This is a genomic window from Sphingobium chungangianum (genome assembly GCF_977014255.1).
In genome coordinates this window covers 83,688-96,283 of the sequence record NZ_CDRNIV010000006.1, presented here as the reverse complement: position 1 = coordinate 96,283, position 12,596 = coordinate 83,688, and the positions used below count along the sequence as shown (strand labels likewise).

13 protein-coding genes are annotated in these 12,596 nt (G+C 63.6%); 5 read left to right on the top strand and 8 right to left on the bottom strand.

Annotated elements, in window-relative coordinates:
- Positions 1-2: 2 nt before the first annotated feature.
- Both ACWNC0_RS07345 and ubiA read right to left on the bottom strand, forming a co-directional pair.
- Positions 3-1,451 carry a phospholipase D-like domain-containing protein gene (locus tag ACWNC0_RS07345; RefSeq protein ID WP_449470645.1) on the bottom strand — a complete coding sequence of 483 codons (1,449 nt, stop codon included), beginning with the start codon at positions 1,449-1,451 and terminating at the stop codon, positions 3-5.
- A complete protein-coding gene (gene ubiA / locus ACWNC0_RS07340; RefSeq protein ID WP_449470644.1) occupies positions 1,448-2,350 on the bottom strand; it encodes a 4-hydroxybenzoate octaprenyltransferase in 903 nt (300 codons plus the stop codon). The genes ACWNC0_RS07345 and ubiA overlap by 4 nt, the downstream gene beginning before the upstream one ends.
- Before the next feature lie 87 nt (positions 2,351-2,437).
- Here ubiA and ACWNC0_RS07335 point away from each other — a divergent pair, with 87 nt between their 5' ends.
- Entirely contained in the window at positions 2,438-3,184 is a 747-nt protein-coding gene (locus ACWNC0_RS07335; RefSeq protein WP_449470642.1) for a 16S rRNA (uracil(1498)-N(3))-methyltransferase, read from the top strand.
- A gap of 112 nt (positions 3,185-3,296) precedes the next feature.
- Positions 3,297-4,670: a glutamate--cysteine ligase gene (locus ACWNC0_RS07330; RefSeq protein ID WP_449470641.1), complete on the top strand. Its 1,374-nt coding sequence runs from the start codon at positions 3,297-3,299 to the stop codon at positions 4,668-4,670.
- 1 nt (position 4,671) lies between these two features.
- Here the strand turns inward: ACWNC0_RS07330 and ACWNC0_RS07325 are convergent, their stop codons facing one another.
- The 3 genes from ACWNC0_RS07325 to ACWNC0_RS07315 all read right to left on the bottom strand — a co-directional run bounded on the left by ACWNC0_RS07325 (position 4,672) and on the right by ACWNC0_RS07315 (position 7,273).
- Positions 4,672-5,973 (bottom strand): methyltransferase family protein, encoded by a 1,302-nt coding sequence (locus tag ACWNC0_RS07325; protein WP_449474564.1) that lies wholly within the window; start codon positions 5,971-5,973, stop codon positions 4,672-4,674.
- Between the two features lie 44 nt (positions 5,974-6,017).
- The gene (locus tag ACWNC0_RS07320) at positions 6,018-6,608 is read right to left on the bottom strand and encodes a DUF1345 domain-containing protein (protein WP_449470640.1); all 591 of its coding nucleotides are present in this window, start codon (positions 6,606-6,608) and stop codon (positions 6,018-6,020) included.
- An 89-nt stretch (positions 6,609-6,697) separates the two neighbouring features.
- Complete coding sequence (locus ACWNC0_RS07315) at positions 6,698-7,273, bottom strand: peptidase S14 (protein ID WP_449470639.1); 576 nt, start codon at positions 7,271-7,273, stop codon at positions 6,698-6,700.
- A gap of 136 nt (positions 7,274-7,409) precedes the next feature.
- On the opposite strand from ACWNC0_RS07315, the gene ruvA reads away from it, so the two are divergent.
- The 3 genes from ruvA to ACWNC0_RS07300 all read left to right on the top strand — a co-directional run bounded on the left by ruvA (position 7,410) and on the right by ACWNC0_RS07300 (position 10,909).
- A complete protein-coding gene (gene ruvA / locus ACWNC0_RS07310; protein WP_449470638.1) occupies positions 7,410-8,018 on the top strand; it encodes a Holliday junction branch migration protein RuvA in 609 nt (202 codons plus the stop codon).
- The gene (gene ruvB / locus ACWNC0_RS07305; RefSeq protein ID WP_449470636.1) at positions 8,015-9,034 is read left to right on the top strand and encodes a Holliday junction branch migration DNA helicase RuvB; all 1,020 of its coding nucleotides are present in this window, start codon (positions 8,015-8,017) and stop codon (positions 9,032-9,034) included. The genes ruvA and ruvB overlap by 4 nt, the downstream gene beginning before the upstream one ends.
- A gap of 132 nt (positions 9,035-9,166) precedes the next feature.
- On the top strand, positions 9,167-10,909 hold the full coding sequence (locus ACWNC0_RS07300) for an AMP-dependent synthetase/ligase (protein ID WP_449474563.1): 1,743 nt from the start codon (positions 9,167-9,169) through the stop codon (positions 10,907-10,909).
- 3 nt (positions 10,910-10,912) lie between these two features.
- Here the strand turns inward: ACWNC0_RS07300 and ACWNC0_RS07295 are convergent, their stop codons facing one another.
- The 3 genes from ACWNC0_RS07295 to ACWNC0_RS07285 are packed head-to-tail and all read right to left on the bottom strand — an operon-like array spanning position 10,913 to position 12,533.
- Complete coding sequence (locus ACWNC0_RS07295; protein ID WP_449470635.1) at positions 10,913-11,314, bottom strand: hypothetical protein; 402 nt, start codon at positions 11,312-11,314, stop codon at positions 10,913-10,915.
- A 57-nt stretch (positions 11,315-11,371) separates the two neighbouring features.
- Complete coding sequence (gloB, locus tag ACWNC0_RS07290; protein WP_449470633.1) at positions 11,372-12,094, bottom strand: hydroxyacylglutathione hydrolase; 723 nt, start codon at positions 12,092-12,094, stop codon at positions 11,372-11,374.
- A 4-nt stretch (positions 12,095-12,098) separates the two neighbouring features.
- Positions 12,099-12,533 (bottom strand): VOC family protein, encoded by a 435-nt coding sequence (locus ACWNC0_RS07285; protein ID WP_449470631.1) that lies wholly within the window; start codon positions 12,531-12,533, stop codon positions 12,099-12,101.
- Between the last annotated feature and the right edge of the window lie 63 nt (positions 12,534-12,596).

Below are 12,596 nucleotides of genomic sequence, written 5' to 3'. Positions count from 1 at the left end.
CCTCAGCGTTTCTTGCGCATGCGGCGGAACAGGCTGCGGTCGGCAACCGGCTCGAACATCTCCTCAGGCCCTTCGGGGTCCAGCACTTCATTGTCGGCCAGCCACGCCTGCACGTCGTTGAGATTCGGCGTCACATAGGGACGCAGGGTTCGGCCGGGCTTGTCGCGCAGTTGCTCAATCGCGGCAATCAGCCCGCGCTCGGCGATGACGGCCGCCACCCGCTCGACGGGCAGGTCCAGATGTTCGGCGATCAGGTCATCACGGATGCCTAGGATGGTCGTTTCGTGCCCCGCATTGACGGGCAGTGCCCCGTCGATCGTCACGTCGCACTCGGTATCGAGCCGCATCGAGCGGTTATTCATGTTGGACGAGCCCACGCGCACGGTTCGGTCATCGACGATCATGATCTTGGCATGGACGTAAATGGGCTCACCGCGCACGGTGAAGGGATGGTAGATGCGCAGCTTCCCGTATGTGTCGCGGGCGCGCAGGGCCTCGTACAGGCGCGCGCGGGCGGTATCCATCGCCTGCTGTTCCAGCCAGCCATCGGCCTGTTCCGGATTGATGATGACGATATCCGGCCCATCGGGATCACCCAGCCGCGCGGCGATTGCCTCCGCAATGCGGCGGGAGGCGAAATACTGGCTTTCGGCATAGATGGTCCGCTTCGCCGACGCGATCTGGTTGAGATAGAGTCGCTCAATCTCTCGCAACGGCTGCTGGTCGTCCATTTCCGGCGCAGAGCGGGAAATGGCTATATCGACATTTTCGAACTGCACCGGCAGCGCGTCGGGCCAGCAATCATGCTCGCCGAAGATCGGCTCCAGATCGCCGCCGCCAGCCCCCTTCCAACGGGCGCGGGCATGGTCGCCCAGCACCATCGCGACATCGCCCTGTAAGGCCGTGGTCGCGTCATGCCATGGCCCATAGGCGGAACCGTCCGGATGGCGGCGGCCGGGATCCTCGTCCCGATGATGGCGCGTGTCCCAACGGTCGCTGGTCATGTCGATGCCGCCGCAAAAGGCGAAACAATCGTCGATCACGACGATCTTCTGATGGTGCGAAGCCGCTGGCGGATGATGGCTGTCCAGCTTCACCTGTATGCGCTTGTGCGCCATCCATTTGACGGTGGTGAAGAGGTTGGCAGGCTGCACCATCGACTTCATCGCGCCGATGTCCCAACGCAGGAGGAAGATTTCGAGGTCAGGCTTTTGCGCGACGAGCCAGCTGATGAAGTCGCCGATGATGACCGGGGCTCCGTCCTTGACCTCATCCTCGCGGATCAGACTGATCGCCGCGTCGAAGTCCCAGCCGATGAGCATGATCCGACGCTTCGCCTTGAGCATGGCGGCGCGCGCGTGGCGAAAATAGCAATCCGCGTCGATAATGACGCTGGCTTTTGCGGCGCGGGCGATGCGCCAGCAATCCTCACCCTCTTGCGGCATGCTCATGCACTCCCCACGACGAGGCAGGCAAGAAACATCAGGAGCCCCGCGAAACGGTTGGAACGGAACTTGGTGAGCGGATCGGCTCCATCCTCCTTGAGCGTTCCCACCTGCCAGAAAAGTTGAACCGCCATCGGCAGCAGCGCAGCGAAAGCAAGCCATTGCGGCCGCACCTGCCAAATAGCGGCAGCCCAGAGAGAAAGTGCAATCAGGTAGCAGAGCGTTACGCCGCCGCGCACATGACGTCCCATCGACAAGGCGCTCGACCCGATACCGATCAACGCATCCTCCTCCCGGTCCTGCAATGCATAGATGGTGTCATAACCCACGACCCAGAAGATGGTGCCTGCGTAAAGGAGGAGCCCCGGCAGGGTAAGCGCCCCTGCGACCTCGCTCCAGCCGACCAGCGCCGCCCAGGAGAAAACGAGGCCTAGCCAGAGCTGCGGCCAACCGGTGATCCGCTTCATGAAGGGGTAGGCGGCGACCAGCGCGAGACTGCCGAGCGAAACGATCTGCGCATAAGGGCGCAATTGCAGCAGGACAACGAGGCCGACGAGGCAAAGCAGGATGAGCCATGCCCAGGCGGTACGCAGGGAAAGAGCACCGCTCGCGAGCGGCCGGGCGGCGGTGCGGGCGACTTTCCGGTCAAGATCGCGATCGACGATGTCGTTGAACACGCAACCGGCGCCCCGCATCGCGATGCTGCCGAGCAACAGCCAAAGGATCAGAGGCCAGCGCTCCCCTGCCCCGCCCGCCAGAACCACCGCCCAGGCGCCCGGCCAGAAGAGCAGCCACCAGCCGATCGGACGATCGAGCCGAGCCAGCAGCGCAAGCGCGCGGGGTGTCGCGGGCAAGCGCGCGAGCAGGCTGCGGGCCTCGCTGTCTGGAACTATACTGTCAATCAACGTCACGCTCGCTTGTCGAAGGGCCGTTCTTCCTCTTTAGAGAAGTAGAGGGCTTCGACAAGCTCAGCCCGAACGGAGCATTGGCATATGACCGCAACCCCCGCATGGCCGCCGCAGAGCGCGCCGCGCCTGCATGTCGAAACGCAGTTGGGCGACGGCGTGGCCGTGCCTGTCGATGGCAACCCGGCCCATTATCTGATCAGCGTCATGCGGGTGAAGCCCGATGACATCGTCCTGCTGTTCGATGGCAGGTCCGGCGAGTGGGCCGCGCGGGTGCGGGACATGCGCAAGCGCGATCTGGTGCTGGAATGCGTCAGCCAGACCAAGGCACCGGAGGATGTGCCCGATTTCTGGCTATGCTGCGCCCCGATCAAGAAAGGCCGCATCGACCTGATCGCGGAAAAGGCATGCGAGCTGGGCGTTGCAAAGCTGCAACCGGTGCTGACGCGGCGCGCGGTGGTGGACAAGCTCAACCTCGACCGGCTGCACGCGCATCTGGTCGAGGCGGCCGAACAGTGTGGCCGCACCGCGCTGCCTGACCTCGGCGGCATGGTCAAGCTGGACGCGTTGCTGCGCGATTGGCCGGAGGATCGCTGGCTGTTTTTCGCCGACGAAAGCGGGGGTGAGCCGCTGCACGAGACGCTGCGCGCGCATCAAGGCCCTGCGGCGTTCCTGATCGGGCCGGAGGGCGGCTTCGACCCGGCAGAACGGGAGGCGATCCGCGCTGTGGCTAGGACCGTGCCCGTGTCCCTTGGCCCTCGCATCCTGCGCGCGGAGACGGCGGCGATCGCCGCGACGTCGGCGTGGATGACGCTGAACGGCGACTGGCGATAGGATAGCTGTTCCAGTTGCAATCCGAAATGGGATTGCAGCCCCGGTGGACGCAACCTATTTGTCCCCCGCGCGCTGTCGATTGACGCGCAAGGGGGACAGGCTAAGGCGGGGCATGAGCACGAGAACCGACTCAGGGGGAATCGATCCCGTCATCGAAAGCCGCGACCAGCTGATCGTGGCTTTTTCCAAGGGTGCCAAACCCAAGGACCGCTGGCGTATCGGCACCGAGCATGAAAAGTTCGTCTATTCCAGGGCGGATCATCATGCGCCGTCCTACAGCGAGCAGGGCGGCATCCACACGCTGCTGATCGGCCTCACCCGCTATGGCTGGAGCCCAGTGTTCGAGGGCGATAACATCATCGCCCTGTCCGGAGCCGATGGAACGGTCAGTCTGGAACCGGCGGGTCAGCTGGAACTGTCCGGTGCGCCGCTGGAAAATCTTCACCAGACCTGCGCGGAGACGCAACGGCATCTGGAACAGGTCAAATATGTCGGCGACATGCTGGGCCTGGGGTTCCTGAGCCTGGGCATGTGGCCCGACAAGACACGCGACGAACTGCCGGTGATGCCCAAGGGGCGTTATGACATCATGCTGCGGCACATGCCGCGCGTAGGCACGATGGGCCTCGACATGATGCTGCGAACCTGCACCATTCAGACGAACCTCGACTATGGCAGCGAGGCGGACATGGTGCAGAAGTTCCGCGTCGGCCTGGCCCTGCAACCGCTGGCAACTGCGCTGTTCGCCAATTCGCCCTTTACCGAAGGCAAGCCCAACGGCTTCCTGTCCTATCGCAGCCATATCTGGTCGGACACCGACCCGCACCGCACGGGCATGCTGCCCTTCGTGTTCGAGGACGGCTTTGGCTATGAGCGGTACGCGGACTATGCGCTCGATGTGCCGATGTACTTCGTCTATCGCGACGGCCGCTATATCGATGCGGCAGGCCTCAGCTTCCGCGACTTCCTGGAGGGCAAGCTTTCCATTCTGCCCGGCGAGAAGCCGACCGAGAAGGATTGGGAAGATCATCTGTCCACCGCTTTCCCCGAAGTGCGGCTAAAGAGCTTCCTTGAAATGCGCGGGGCCGATGGCGGACGCGCCGATCGCATCACCGCCCTCCCCGCTTTCTGGGTTGGCCTTCTTTATGATCAGGGCGCGCTGGATGCGGCGTGGGATCTGGTGAAGGACTGGACCATGGAGGACCGCCAGACGTTGCGCGACGCCGCGCCGAAGCTGGCGCTGGACGCACCGTTACCGGGCGGGCGCAAGCTGCGCGACATCGCGGCGGAAGTGCTGGATATCAGCCGCAGCGGGCTGCGGGCGCGGGCACGGCTGAACGATATTGGCGACAATGAAACGGGCTATCTGGCACCGCTTGATGAGATCGTCGCGGCAGGGCGAACGCATGCCGAAGATCTGCTCGCCCGCTATCATGGCGAGTGGGCGGGCGATCTTTCGCGCGTCTACGCCGAGGAAAGCTTCTAACCTATTCCGCTGGCGTCAGGGCTGTTTGAGTCTTGCGGCGGCGGCCCGTTGCCCACGCGAACAGACGTGGGACGGGCGCGTTGCGCTCCATCCATTGGCTGTAGTCGCGATAGGCGGGATCAGTGGAGAGGTGGGCTTCTTCCGTCCGGGCGCGCCAATAATAGACGGCGTTGGTCGCCGCCAGCATCGCGCAATTGCGCACCATGTCGGTGAGGCTTCCCGAGACCGTGAGGAAGGGCAGCGCCGAAAACCACCAGAAGAGATTCTTCGACAGGTAAGCGGGATGACGGGTCCAGCGATACGGCCCATGGGTCAGGATGCCGCGATGGGTGAGGTTGGAAAAGCGGATGCCGAACACCACCGTCGCCCAAGCATAGATGGCGGTTAGCAGGACGAGCCAACTGCCCAATATCCATTGCAAGGTCGTATGTCCCTGCGTCCAAACGTCCCATTCCGCGCCGCCTGCATGATAGTCGAGCGGCCCCCCCGACCCCATCAGCACGAAGGGCGGGTAGCAGATCAGCGCCGCTACCCAACCGGTCAGCAGCGGATTGGCCGAGCGTATGTGGGAATCGAGCGGCTTGCATGTCAGCAGGTAGCCGACCGTCGCCATGCAGACATCGATCATGAACATGACCGCGATCAGGAAGGCGGCAAGGTTCACTGGATTGGCGAAGGCAGGATCCAACCGCCAGTCCACCACGCTGGCAAAATTGCCAGGCACGATGGAGAGCATGAAGGCAAGGAAGAAGCCTTTGACCGCCCATGCGCGGGCATGATTGGCGACCTGCGCCATGTCCGGCGCGCCCGCTGCTCCCCCGATGATCCATTGTCCAAAGGCATGGGTGGCATCGCGGGGTTCGACCAGCCGCCGATCCAGCCAGACGACATAAGGGACAGAGAACAGCACAAGCCAAGGGGCCGCGCCCATGAACAGGTTCATGGAATAATGATAGTTTCCGCTCCAGTACCAGCGGGCCAAACAGTAGAAGATCGCGATCGCCAGCCATGTCGCCCAAAGGCCAGCGATCTTGACGAGGCTGATGTCGAGGACGGCGCGCCATGGTCGGGGAAGTGCCTGCCAGTCGATACCGGTCGATGGATTGCGATGAACCTTGTCCACCAGCAGCGACCACAAGATCATCGGCAGCCCGCAGGCGATTACCGCCGCGAAGCCCGCATTGGGGCCATTCATCCCATAATGCCGCGCCACCACCGCCCAAAGGGCAAGACCGGCCAGTCCGGCGAAGCCTACGCCATGGCTGACGGCAGAGGGTGGACAAGGATCGGTAGCGGAAGACATGCCCGGCTTATGCCGGGAAATGGTAAGCAAGCCGTGAAGCCGCCTCAGACGCCGCCCAGCACATTGATCGTAAAGGCCAGAATACCAAGGTTGAACAGGAACGCCGCGAGGCAATGCGCGGTCACCACCTGACGCATGGATGTGCGGGTCACCGTGACATCGGACGTCTGGAAGGTCATGCCGAGGGTGAAGGCGAAATAGAGAAAATCGCTGTAACCGGGCTCCTTCGTACCCGGGAAGTCGATGCCCTGCTGATCCTTCCCGCGCGGATCGGCCAGGTAGAAGAGATGCGCATAATGCATCGCATAGACGAGGTTGGAAAAGAGCCAGGCAAGCGCCAGCGTCACCAGCAACAGCGCGACGGCCGCTGCGTTGGGGCCGCCATGCTGGCTGACGGCTGCTCCCACCGCGACCAGCACCACCAGCGAGACAATGCCGGTCAGGAGCAGCATCAGGCGGCGATTGGCATCATTTTCCTGCGCGGTGCGGCGCATGCGATCGGGGTCGGCTTTCAGAAGCGGCGCCGCTGCGGCGATGAAGGCAAGAGCGGCACAATCGAACCCCGCCATCACCGCCTGATGCCAGGGCATCACCCAACCGAACGGCAAGGCGGTCGCCAGCAGCACCAGGAACATGCCGTAACGCCAGGGAAAAACCGGAGAGTGGGAGGAAGAGGACTTCATCCGCCCAGAAAGCCGCAAAATGACCAGGCTGGCAAGCGGCGTCAGAGCACCGCCGCCACCAGACCAAGCGTCGCGGCTTCATTCGCTTCGAGATACCAGTTTTCCGGTGCCCGCTTCAGCACTTCGTCGAGTGAAATGCCTGAGCCCAGGATCAGGTTGGAAAAGCCTTCATTCTGGATGGCGATCGACGCCTCTATTTCGTTCAAAGCGGCCCTTAGCGGTGCGATGCAGGTGGACAGCGGCCCCTGCAAGTGGATCTCCTTGGTGATGAGCCGTTCATGGATCATCACCCGCGTGCCCCGCGTGAGGTAGCGGTTCTCCTTGGCGAAAAAGCCCATGAAGGTCGCGCCAGCCGAATAGACGGCGGTCTTTCCCAGAAACACCAGCCGCCGCGCGGCGCTGAGTTCCGAATGGAAGCGGATATCCTCGCCCATCATCCGGGCGATTTCGGGATCGCCGCCAAGCGTCGAAATTTCTGTCACCACCAGCCCCTCGGAGGGCGCCCCCGCCAGCGCGTCCTTGAAGTACAGATACATGGACTGATCGACGGGACCGGACAGGCGGATGGCGGGACAGGCGAAGTCCTGGGGCGAGAGCAAGGGCGCTTGCATCGACATCAATGGGTTCCTGATAGACTAGGGATCGGGCTGCACTACGTCCGGCGGGGGAATTGGTGCCACGGCAGGCGCGCTTTTGACTGGCGCTGCGCTCAAGAGGCTGTAAAGAACAGATCATGACCAAAGGGTGCGGGGCATGATCGCGAAACTCAAAGGGCGGCTGGATAGCACGGGCACCGACCATGCGATCATCGACGTGGGGGGCGTGGGCTATCTCGTCGGCGCATCGTCGCGCACCTTGTCGGCGCTGGGGCCGGTAGGCGAAGCGGTGACGGTGCATACCGAAATGCTGGTGTCGGAGGATTCGATTAGGCTGGTCGGCTTTGCGCGGGGAGAAGAGCGCGACTGGTTCCGCCTGCTGATCGGCGTTCAGGGCGTGGGATCGCGCGTGGCGCTGGCGATCTTGTCGGCGCTCGAACCGGCCGAACTGCATCGCGCGGTGGCGACCGGGGACAAGGCGATGGTGGCGCGCGCCAATGGCGTGGGGCCGAAGCTGGCGCTGCGGATCGTCAACGAATTGAAGGACAAGATCGGCGCGGCGCCGGGCGCGGGCGGCCTGTTGGGCTCGGGCATCGCGCCTGTCATGGCTGGAGGATTGGGAGCGGATGCGATTTCCGCCCTGCAGAATCTCGGCTTCAAGCCTGCCGAGGCGAGCAGCGCGGTTGCCTCTGCGGAAGAAGAGTTGGGCGATAGCGCGACCCTGGATGCGCTGGTGCGGCTGGCGCTGCGGAAGGCGGCCAAGTGAGCGAGGAACGGCTGATCGCCTCCACGCGCCGGGCGGAGGATGTGGATGCTGCCCTGCGGCCCAAATCCCTGACCGAGTTCATCGGGCAAGAGGCTGCGCGCGGCAATTTGCGGGTCTTTATCGAAGCGGCAAAGCAGCGTGGCGACGCGCTGGATCATGTGCTGTTCTTCGGCCCGCCGGGGCTTGGCAAGACGACGCTGGCGCAGATCGTGGCGAAGGAAATGGGCGTCGGCTTCCGCGCGACGTCAGGGCCTGTGATCGCCAAATCCGGGGATCTGGCGGCGCTGCTCACCAATCTGGACGAAGGCGACGTGCTGTTCGTAGATGAGATCCACAGGCTCAACCCCGCGGTCGAAGAGGTGCTTTATCCCGCGATGGAGGACCGCGCGCTGGACCTGATGATCGGCGAGGGTCCGTCGGCCCGGTCGGTGCGGATAGACCTGCCCCGCTTTACCCTGGTCGGCGCGACGACACGGCAAGGACTGCTGACAACACCGCTGCGCGATCGCTTCGGCATTCCAGTGCGGCTGCAATTCTATACCGTCGAGGAACTGGAACTAGTGGTGCGACGCGCGGCGCGGCTGCTGGACCTTGGCATCACTTCCGACGGGGCGATCGAGATTGCCCGGCGATCCCGCGGAACGCCCCGCATCGCTGGGCGGTTGCTGCGGCGGGTACGCGACTTTGCGAATGTCGCGGGCGTCGAAGCGGTGGACGCCAAGGCGGCGGACTCGGCACTAAGGCGGCTGGAGGTCGACCAGTTGGGCCTCGACCTGATGGACCGGCGCTATTTGATGATGATCGCCGACATCTATCGGGGGGGGCCGGTGGGCGTGGAAACACTGGCGGCCGGTCTGTCGGAACCGCGCGATACGATCGAAGAGGTGATCGAACCCTATCTGATCCAGCTTGGCCTGATCGCCCGCACGGCGCGAGGCCGCTGCCTGAATGGGCCGGGCTGGAAGCATCTAGGGCTCAATCCGCCCGCCGGGCTGCAGGACGGTCTGTTCGACTGAAAAATGCGTGACCGCTACGGCAAGGCGCGGCTATAGCGTCGGCAAGGAGCGGATGCGCGCATCGGACGCGCTCTTGAATCAAGGAGTTGCGCTGCTTTGCGGGCGATCGAACAGTATCCCAATCTGGTGACCATGTTCTTTGCCCGCGCAAAGGAAATGGGCGACCTCCCCTTCCTTTGGCGCAAGACGGCTGGCGGCTGGCAATCGCTCAGCTGGACCGAGGTGGCGTTGCAGGTGGCGGGACTTGCCGCCGCGCTTAAGGCGCAGGGGCTTAAGCCGGGCGACCCCGTCATGCTGGTGAGCGAGAACCGCCCCGAATTCTGCATTGCCGACCTCGCCATCATGGCGGCGGGATGCGTGACGGTGCCGACCTACACCACCAACACCACGCGCGATCATCAGCATATCCTGACGGACAGCGGCGCCCGCGCGGTGATCGTGTCGACGGCCAAGCTGGCGCAGACGCTGATGCCCGCCGTGTTGCGATCGCAGGCGAGCTTCATCATCGGCATGGAACCGCTCCGGGGCGCGCAGGGCGATCTGTCCTGCCATCTGTGGGCCGACATGGTCGCGTCCCGCATCGCCGATCCCCACGCCTGCGCCGCCGAACAGACGGCCGGACGGGATGACCTCGCCTGCATCATCTATACCAGCGGCACGGGTGGTGCGCCACGCGGCGTCATGCAGCATCACGGCGCGATACTGTGCAATATCGAAGGCGCGGGCAGGCTGGTCGCGGAGGATTTCGGCTGGGGGGATGAAGTTTTCCTGTCCTTCCTGCCGCTCAGCCACGCCTATGAGCATAGCGGCGGACAATTCCTGCCGATCATGCTGGGCGGGCAAATCTATTATGCGGAAGGGCTGGAAAAGCTCGCCAGCAACATAGAGGAAGCGCGCCCGACGATCATGGTCGTCGTGCCCCGCCTGTTCGAAGTGCTGCGCGCGCGGATCATCAAGTCGATCGAGAAGCAGGGCAAGTTCCCCGCCTGGCTGCTGGCGCAAGCGCTGCGGATCGCCGCGAAGGAGCAGAACGGTAACACATCGGTCGCCGACCTGCCGATCAAGCTGCTGCTGAACCGGACGCTGAAGCCCAAGATCGCCAAGCGCTTTGGCGGGCGGATGAAGGCACTGGTATCGGGCGGCGCGCCGCTCAATCCGGATGTCGGCCTGTTTTTCGACGCGATGGGGCTGACGCTGTTGCAGGGCTATGGTCAGACGGAGGCGGGGCCAGTGGTCAGCTGCAACCGGCCGCGCGCGGGTATCGCGATGGACACGGTCGGCCCGCCGCTCGACGGGGTGGAGGTCAGGATCGCCGAGGATGGCGAAATATTGGTGCGCGGCGAACTGGTGATGCAGGGCTATTGGCGCAATGCCGCCGAAACCGAAAAGGCGCTGAAGGACGGGTGGCTGCACACCGGAGACATTGGCGAGATCGACGCCAAGGGGCGCATCCGCATCACCGATCGCAAGAAGGACCTGATCGTCAATGACAAGGGCGATAATGTGTCGCCGCAGAAGGTCGAAGGCATACTGACGCTACAGCCGGAGATCGGTCAGGCCATGGTCTATGGCGACCGACGGCCACATCTGGTCGGGTTGCTGGTGCCCGATGCAGAGTGGACACGCGAATGGGCGGCGGCGCACAGCGTTGATGCGGACGACACCGCATCCAACGCCGCCTATCAGGCAGCATTAAGGGCGGCGGTCGATCGGGTGAACGAGGAATTGTCCGTCACCGAACGGGTCCGGCGCATCATCCTGGCGGACGAACCCTTCACCATCGAAAATGGCGAGATGACGCCATCGATGAAGATACGCCGCCACGTCATCAAGGCGCGCTACCAGGAGCGGCTGGACGCGCTCTACAAGGGCTGACCTTCAGCGGCCGGGGGTGCGATAGGGCGTGAAAGACCCCAGCGCGCAACCGCCGGTGATCGACCCGGTGACCAGATCGGCGCTCCGCGCGAGATCGCCCCGGCAATATTGCGAACCTGTCGGCTTGATGATGAGGGTGTCGCCCCTCCCCAACCCGGTGCAACTGCCGATCAGGTCATTGCGATAGATCAGCCGCCCACTCACCCGGTACAGCAAAACGCTTTCGCTGACAGCGGTGAGGCTGGAGCCCGGATAGCGGCTCACGCAGTTGACTGGCTCGCCCGCGACCTTGCCTTCCAGTGCAGCCTCAAGCCGGGCCGCTTGCTTCTCCGTAAGGCGCGGGGGCTCGCTACCGCCTGCGCACGCTGCCAGCATCAGTGGCACCAGACATATCGATGCACGCATGGCAATCCTCCTGCACATCTCTCCATAAATGGAGACGTCGGCGTAACGCCTGAACCGTCAGGCGGTATCCTTCGCCGTGCGGCGGCGGGCGAGTTCGGTGGCATCGCTCGCGCGCATGAAGATATTGGTCGCGCGCTCCAGCCCTATGGTCGTAGGCACGGTGGCCTCGCCGCGTGCACGGGCAGCATCGACCTGCACCATGCGGTCGGCGAGTGCTTCATTGTCCGGCTCGATCGTCAGGCCAAAACGGCCATTGCCCTGCGTATATTCATGGGCGCAATAGACCATCGTGTCATCCGGCAACGCTGCGAGCCGAACCATGTTGGCGAACATCTGATCCGCCGTCCCTTCGAACAGCCGCCCACAACCCATGGCGAACAACGTATCGCCGACAAAGATGATGTGATCGCCAGCCAGATGATAGGCGATATGCCCCGCCGTATGGGCGGGCACCTCCATCACGGTGGCGACATGATCGCCGATGCGAACCTCATCCCCTTCCCCCACTGGGCGATCGAGCGTGCCGATCTTGGCTGCCTCTGCGGTCGGCCCGGTGATCCGGCAGCCGGTCGCCGCCTTTATCGCCGCGTTGCCGCCCACATGATCGCCATGCCAATGCGTGTTCCAGATCTGGCTGATGGTCCAGCCCCGCTCGGCCGCCGCCGCCAGCACAGGGTCCGCCACCGCCGGGTCGACCACAACGGTCTCGCCACTGGCATCATCGTGCAGCAGCCAGACATAATTATCGGACAGCACCGGGATTCGGACAACGCTCAACATGGGCTTACCAGACGCCGGTATTGGGCATCGACGCCCAAGGTTCGGCAGGATCGAGATAGCCATCCTGCAACAATTCTATCGAGATATTGTCGGGCGTGCGGACAAAGGCCATGTGGCCGTCGCGCGGGGGGCGGTTGATGGTCACGCCCGCATCCATCAGCCGCTGGCACACCGCGTAGATGTTATCGACCCGATAAGCGAGATGGCCGAAATTCCGGCCCTCGCCATAGCTTTCCGCTGGCCTGCCGTCTTCCGGTGGCCAGTTGTAGGTCAGCTCCACCTGAGCATCCTCATCCCCCGGCGCGGCGAGGAAAACGAGGGTGTAGCGTCCATTTTCATTGTCGAAGCGTTTCTGCTCCTCCAGCCCCAATAGCTTGAAGAAGGCGACCGTGCGGTCAACGTCAGTCACGCGGATCATCGTATGCAGATATTTGGTCAAGCAGTCGCTCCGTTCGTCGCTATCAAGCAACGGTTCATCTCGGCAATGGCAGGAATGATCTCA

Bases quoted from the DNA above. Each gene is read 5' to 3' on its own strand.
- ACWNC0_RS07345 (WP_449470645.1), bottom strand. From the start codon at position 1,451: ATGAGCATGCCGCAAGAGGGTGAGGATTGCTGGCGCATCGCCCGCGCC.
- ACWNC0_RS07335 (WP_449470642.1), top strand. From the start codon at position 2,438: ATGACCGCAACCCCCGCATGGCCGCCGCAGAGCGCGCCGCGCCTGCAT.
- ACWNC0_RS07330 (WP_449470641.1), top strand. From the start codon at position 3,297: ATGAGCACGAGAACCGACTCAGGGGGAATCGATCCCGTCATCGAAAGC.
- ACWNC0_RS07325 (WP_449474564.1), bottom strand. From the start codon at position 5,973: ATGTCTTCCGCTACCGATCCTTGTCCACCCTCTGCCGTCAGCCATGGC.
- ACWNC0_RS07320 (WP_449470640.1), bottom strand. From the start codon at position 6,608: ATGTTCCTGGTGCTGCTGGCGACCGCCTTGCCGTTCGGTTGGGTGATG.
- ACWNC0_RS07315 (WP_449470639.1), bottom strand. From the start codon at position 7,273: ATGTCGATGCAAGCGCCCTTGCTCTCGCCCCAGGACTTCGCCTGTCCC.
- ruvA (WP_449470638.1), top strand. From the start codon at position 7,410: ATGATCGCGAAACTCAAAGGGCGGCTGGATAGCACGGGCACCGACCAT.
- ACWNC0_RS07300 (WP_449474563.1), top strand. From the start codon at position 9,167: ATGTTCTTTGCCCGCGCAAAGGAAATGGGCGACCTCCCCTTCCTTTGG.
- ACWNC0_RS07295 (WP_449470635.1), bottom strand. From the start codon at position 11,314: ATGCGTGCATCGATATGTCTGGTGCCACTGATGCTGGCAGCGTGCGCA.
- gloB (WP_449470633.1), bottom strand. From the start codon at position 12,094: ATGTTGAGCGTTGTCCGAATCCCGGTGCTGTCCGATAATTATGTCTGG.